This is a genomic window from Kingella sp. (in: b-proteobacteria) (assembly GCF_030527935.1).
Lineage (GTDB): Bacteria > Pseudomonadota > Gammaproteobacteria > Burkholderiales > Neisseriaceae > Kingella_B.
On the sequence record NZ_JAUMZV010000019.1, the window covers coordinates 41,068 to 47,219 of the forward strand.

The 6,152-nt window shown below is 55.3% G+C and carries 4 protein-coding genes; 3 read left to right on the top strand and 1 reads right to left on the bottom strand.

Annotated features, from left to right (window positions below; all coding sequences use genetic code 11):
• Positions 1 to 19 precede the first annotated feature (19 nt).
• From hpnD to hpnE, 3 genes are all read left to right on the top strand, one after another.
• Positions 20 to 871: a presqualene diphosphate synthase HpnD gene (gene hpnD / locus Q4A85_RS07580; protein WP_303109109.1), complete on the top strand. Its 852-nt coding sequence runs from the start codon at positions 20 to 22 to the stop codon at positions 869 to 871.
• Between the two features lie 163 nt (positions 872 to 1,034).
• Positions 1,035 to 1,214 carry a hypothetical protein gene (locus tag Q4A85_RS07585; RefSeq protein ID WP_303109111.1) on the top strand — a complete coding sequence of 60 codons (180 nt, stop codon included), beginning with the start codon at positions 1,035 to 1,037 and terminating at the stop codon, positions 1,212 to 1,214.
• Between the two features lie 453 nt (positions 1,215 to 1,667).
• Positions 1,668 to 2,960, top strand: a complete 1,293-nt coding sequence (gene hpnE, locus Q4A85_RS07590; protein WP_303109113.1) for a hydroxysqualene dehydroxylase HpnE — start codon at positions 1,668 to 1,670, stop codon at positions 2,958 to 2,960.
• Between the two features lie 569 nt (positions 2,961 to 3,529).
• On the opposite strand, the gene Q4A85_RS07595 is transcribed toward hpnE, so the two are convergent.
• Positions 3,530 to 6,152: family 20 glycosylhydrolase (locus Q4A85_RS07595; RefSeq protein WP_303109115.1), on the bottom strand; the 2,623-nt coding region annotated here is incomplete at its 5' end.

Sequence of the window (6,152 nt, forward strand, 5' to 3'; positions counted from 1 at the left end):
CCAACCTATCCCCACCGCCATGCAACCCCTAGACTACTGCCGCGAAAAAGCCCAAACCAGTCAATCCAATTTTCTCGCCAGCTTCCGCTTCCTATCCGCGCCGCAACGCGATGCCATGACCATACTCTACGCCTATTGCCGCGAGCTAGACGACATCGTGGACGACAGCCGCGACCCCAGTATCGCCCGCACCACGCTCGCATGGTGGCGACAAGATTTAGCCAAAGCCTACCAAGCCCACGCCATGCCCGAGCATCCCGTAAACCAAGCCCTGCGCAGCATCCACCCCGTTTTCAGGCTGCCTGAAAGCGAACTTACCGACATCATCAACGGCATGGAAATGGACTTGCACCACAGCCGCTACGCCACCTTTAACGACCTAAAATACTACTGCTACCGCGTAGCGGGCGTAGTCGGGCGGCTGATTGCCCGCATCCTAGGCTACACCCAAGATGCCACCCTGCAATACGCCGAAACACTCGGGCTCGCCCTGCAACTGACCAACATCATCCGCGACGTAGGCGAGGACGCACGCATGGGGCGCATCTACCTGCCGCAAGACGAATTCGCCCAATTTGGCGTACCCGAAAACAGCATCCTAGCCGTCCAGCCCAGCCCCCAATTTGCCGCCCTAATGCAACACCAATTCAACCGCGCCCGCGACACCTACCGCCAAGCCATCGTCCTGCTGCCCGATGCCGACAAAAAAGCACAAAAAGCAGGGCTCATCATGGCAAGCATCTATTACGCCCTGCTGCAAGAAATAAAACGCGACGGCTTGGCAAACGTATTGCGTTACAAAATCCGCATCCCCACCCCCCGAAAAATGCGCATCGCCCTGAAAACATGGCTGTTTGGGTTTAAACCATAAAGCGTTGTGGTTTCGCTAAACCACGTTTCAGGCTGCCCAAACAGGGAACGTCGACGGCTCGTCGACACAGTTGCCAACCAGCGCAACACCTTTCACACCGCCATTGAGCAGCGAACCGCCGCCCCACAATACACAAGATTTCAACCATAGAACGATTTTCAGGTTGCCTTTAATCCCCCCTAAAAGGCAGCCTGAAACGCCCAATCACCCAATCATCCCACACCCAATTTCGCCAGTGCACGGCTTGCAAGCAAGCCGTAGGAGCGCGGGGCAAACATTTCAGGCTGCCAACATCCGCACCCGCGTTCAATCAACGCAACCATCTACGCCACGCCGAATGTAGGGTGTGTGGCTTTGCCACGCACGCCGTTTCCCATGCCGCACATTCCCGCTGCGGTCGCTGCATTTTTATATTTTCAGGCTGCCTTGGATGGTGCGAAAATTGCGTAATGTTTAATAAAACCTGAAACCTTTGCAAAACTTAGAACCTGTATTCATTATTTGCATAGGCATCTTTTATGCCATAAAAGATGCCTATGCAAATAATGAATACAGGTTCTTAAAATAAAACCAGAAACAGTAACGTCCGTCATTCCCGCGTAGGCGGGAATCTTGGTTAATTTTATGCAATGAATTGTTTTTCAAAATTTTTTTAGCTATCAAACAAGATTTCCGCCTACGCGGGAATGACGGCATTTCTTGTGTTTCAGGCTGCTGTTAGGAGTTTTGCAAAGGTTTCAACCTGTATTCATAGAAAAAGGCTTGCCCAAGGCAGCCTGAAAATGATGGCACGATAATGAGTAAACCTAAAATTGCGATTATTGGCGCGGGCTGGGCGGGCTTATCCGCCGCTGCGCATTTGGCGGAACACGCGGATGTGGCGTTGTATGAAGCGGGGCGCGTGGCGGGCGGGCGGGCGCGGGGCGTGCCGTGCGATGATTTTTCGTTTTTGGACAACGGGCAGCATTTGCTGATTGGCGCGTATCAGGGCGTTTTCAGGCTGCTGGATAAGGTGGGCGCGGATTGGCGGCGGTGTTTTTTTCATCAGCCGCTGCGTTGGTATTTGCACGATGGGCTGCGCTTTGAAGCGGCTTGGTCGCTGCCTGCGCCGTTGAATTTGCTCACGGGGCTGTTGCGCGGGGAAAATGCGTTATTTGGGGAAAAGATGGCGTTGGTGCAGCAGTTGAAGCATTTGCAGGTGCATCATAAGCGGCAGTTGCCCGACCAAAGCGTGCAGTCGTGGCTGGACGCGCAGGGCGTGTCGCCCAAATGGCTGGCGGAATTTTGGCAGCCGATGGTGTGGGGGGCGTTGAATACGCCGTTGGACGAAGCGAGCTTGAATGTGCTGTGTCATGTGTTGGCGGATGGGGTGTGGGCGAAGTGCGAGCTGAGCGATTATTTTGTGCCCAGGGTGGATTTAACGCGGGCGTTTGCTGCGCCGATTGTGGCGTATTTGCAGCAGCAGGGGGCGGCTTGGCTGCCCAATCAGCGGGTGAAGCGGGTGTTTTTGGATAATCGGCGCGGGGTGCGCGTGGATGGCGAGCGGTTTGATGGGGTGGTGATTGCGACTGCGCCGTATCATGTGGAAAGCGTGTTGCCGCCTTCGCTGGGGGGCGAAGTTCGCTTGGCAATCGGTGATTTGCAGTATTACCCGATTACCACGGTGTATTTGAAATACGCGCACGCTTTCAGGCTGCCTGCGCTGATGACGGGCTTTGCCGATGGCACGGCGCAATGGTTGATTGACCGCCGCCGTTTAACGGGGGTGAACGAAATCGCGGCGGTGGTGAGCTTGTCGCATCGCATCCGCGCCACGCCGTTGCAATGGGCGCAGCGCGTGCATAGGGATGTGCTGCGGGTGTGCCCCGATGTGGGCAAGCCTGTGGCTTGGCGGGCGATTACGGAGAAGCGGGCGACGATTGCTTCGCAGGTGGGGCGCGTTGTGCCATCGCAGGCATCGTTGAACCAGCACGCGATTTGGCTGGCGGGGGATTGGCTGCATCCGCGCTATCCTGCGACGCTGGAAGCGGCGGTGCAATCGGGGGAGATGATGGCGCAGGCGGTGGTGGAGCGGTTTGATGCAGCCTGAAAGCGGGGGATGGCTTAGCGGTTTGCGAAGTTGAAAGTGAATACGGGTTTTAATCTATCCAGTAAAAAACCGTTTGGCATGATGCTGAACGGTTTTGTTTTTTTAGGCTAAAACCTTTGCAAAACTCCTAACAGCAGCCTGAAACACAAGAAATGCCGTCATTCCCGCGTAGGCGGGAATCTTAATTTGATATTCAAAAATCCACGTAAAAACAAACCACTGTGCAAATTTAACCAAGATTCCCGCCTGCGCCTTGTTGTGTTTTGGGTTTTGCAAAGGTTTCAGGCTGCCTTAACGCGGGTGGGATGGTTGGGCAGCCTGAAAACTGTCTTCGCGCTCCTACGGCTTGCTGGCAAGCCGTGCACTGGGCAAATAAATAGGAACAGTGGTGGTTTGCTCATAGCTTGCCCAAACGCATCTCATTTATCGTGGCATCAATCCAGCCATATCCGATTTAATCGGCGCGTTATATCGCGCTATGGCGTGGGCGTGGTTTAAAGGCAGCCTGCGGAGCGTCGCGGAGTTGCGAAGCTAAAAACGGTCAATCGCTGTTTCAGGCCGCCTTTGCTTTACTGCTCGGCTTCGTGAACCTTATCCACCACGGCTTTTAGATGCGGGAAGATGTAGCCGCGCAGGGTTTCGCTGCTGATGGCGTGGGGCGCGTCTTCGTCTGCCCACACGGCAACGGCTGCGCCGCCCATCAGCGAAGCATCCACGGCGTTGTTGCTGTTTTGCTCGTCCCAAATGCCGATGTGCCAGTTTGCGGCACGCACGGCTTGGGCATCGTGTTGCGCGTCGCTTTGCGAATCCGCGCTGATGATGTGGTAAAGATAATAATGATTGTAATTCAATACGTTGTAGCCTTTCTGGATTAAATCCAGCACGGTGGCGCGGTGGGCGATGTTTTCCGCGCGTTCGGCTTGGCTGGCGCGGTTGCCGTCTCTGTCCCAATAGGTGATTTCCACGCTGCTATCCAATCGGGCGAGACTGGTTTTGAGTATGGCATCGTTCCACACGCGCACGATGAGATTTTTGTTTTTCAGGTGCAACACGATGTTGTTCACATAGGCGATGTAGTGTGGATTCTGGCTGATGCTGCCTGAAAACTCGTCGCCGCCGATGTGAAAATGCGTGCCGCTGCCAGCAAACATATCGGCTGCTTCGTCATAAAGCTGCTGGATAAATTGCTGCGCTTCGGCGCTTTCGTAGCGCAATTCGTTGTTGGCATTGAATATTTGGCTGGCTTGGGTGCTGTTTTCACGTTGCAGCAGGCTGTGGATGGCGCTCATGTGCGCGGGCGCATCAATTTCGGGTACAAGTTCTATGCCTTTTTGCTTGGCATAGCGCACCAGCTCTTGAATTTGCGCGGCGCTGTAAAACGATTTGCCTGTGGCGGGATTGGTGTAGCTGCCATCGGCGTTTTGTTTGGCGTTGCGCGCGAGTTGCCCCAGCATAGCGCTTTCTAGCGCGTAGTTTTGGTCGTCCGACAAATGCAGATGGAAGAATGTGCCGCCTGCGCGGGCGATGTCGTCCACATAGCCTTTGAGCGTGTTCAAAGGATAGAACTGTCGCGCCACATCCAGCATTAAGCCGCTGTGTTTACGAGATTGTGGCATGGGCAGGGATGGAGCGTTTTCAGGCTGCCTTTGTGGCTCGGGAGCGGGTGCAGGCGCAGGAATGCTGGCTTGCGGCGCAGCGCTTGGCGCAGGCTCGGATTGGTTATTGCTGGTGGCGATTTGGGCTTTTTCATCGGCTGGTTTTTCAGCTGTTGGGGCTTCTTTTTCTGGGTCGAACAGATTTTCCAGCGCTGCGATGCCTGCCAATGGACCTAGCCCCAGCACTGCGCCCATGCCTGCGCGCATAGCCTGTTTCAGGCTGCTTGTATTGTTGGGCAATGTGGTGGTGTTGCTTGGAGTGGCGGCGTTGTTACGCGCAGCGGCAATCTCTGCCAATGCAGCCTGAATGCCGGGCGAGGCAGCGTTGGCGTCATGACCGGAATAACCGGGTTTCACCCATACGGTTTTTTCCCATGGGAATTTGTTGATGTCCTTATTCAAACGCGATGCGGCAGCTTTCAACTCGGGATCGCTGTCATACGGATTGTTTTTAAACGAAAGCGGCGATTCAACGTTCAGCGCCATGCACCAGAAATTCTGGTCGGCAACATAGCCGCCGTACTGCTGCACGGCTTTGAGCACGGCTGCCATTTCGGCGCTTGCGTTGTTTTCCTTCACCCATGCGTCCACATCAAAATTGGGCGGCAGGGTAAACATCTGACCTGCGTACGGCGCATCGGCATCGTCCAGTTTGCCATCGCTCACCTTGGCGGGGAAAACGGCGTCGCGGCGGTAAGACGGGAAGGTAAACGACAAGGCATGGTTGATTTTGGCAGCCTTCAATTCTGCCAAGCCAAGCTGCATCAGCTCAGTGGCGCTGCCGGTAACGGTAGAGGTGCCTGATAGGTGGGACAGCCAGTAGTTGCTTGTGCTGCGGGTGTTCGGGTCAAAGCGTTGATAGCCTGCCGACGAATAGTTCATGCTGCCGTCGGGATTGGCGGTAACTTTGAAATAGCTGCGCCAAATACCGGTGGCAACGTCGTAAATCGCCAGCGCACGGTCGCCGCCTTCGCTGGGCACAGCCCATGAAGGCAGGGGAATCTTGCCGCTGGTGGCTTTGACTAGATCAGGGAAACTGGTTACCCGCGCATCGGTGCTGGCAAACTGGCGGTATTCTTGGTGCGGATTAGACGAATCAACGGTGTACACCGGGATATTGTCTTTGGCACCACCGCCGTTCGGACCGGTGTTGAGCGAAGTGCGCAGCCAATGGAAACGCCCGGGCAAAAAGCGCTTGGGCAGGGCACTGACAAATTCTGCCGTTTTCTGCGAATTGGGCGCGACGGGTGCAGACTGGATGTTGCGCGTTGCCAGCGTGTTTTTGCCCAGATACATGCCGGGGGTGAGCGGGCTGATCATCTGCACTTCTTGCAAATCGTTCAGCGTTTTGGACTGGTTGACAGACGCCAGCCAAGGCAGGGTAGCCGCCAAGGGATCTTCTGCCGAATAAGCCATGGGCTTGGGCGCGATCTTGTCGGGGATGGTGGCTTCGTAGTTGCTGCCGGGGATGGGTTTTCCGTCTTTGTTTACGGCATCGGTTGTTTTGTTGTCGGGTTTCGGATCAGGTTTCGGATCA

Coding starts and splice junctions, on each gene's coding strand:
- hpnE (WP_303109113.1), top strand. CDS start 1,668: ATGAGTAAACCTAAAATTGCGATTATTGGCGCGGGCTGGGCGGGCTTA.
- hpnD (WP_303109109.1), top strand. CDS start 20: ATGCAACCCCTAGACTACTGCCGCGAAAAAGCCCAAACCAGTCAATCC.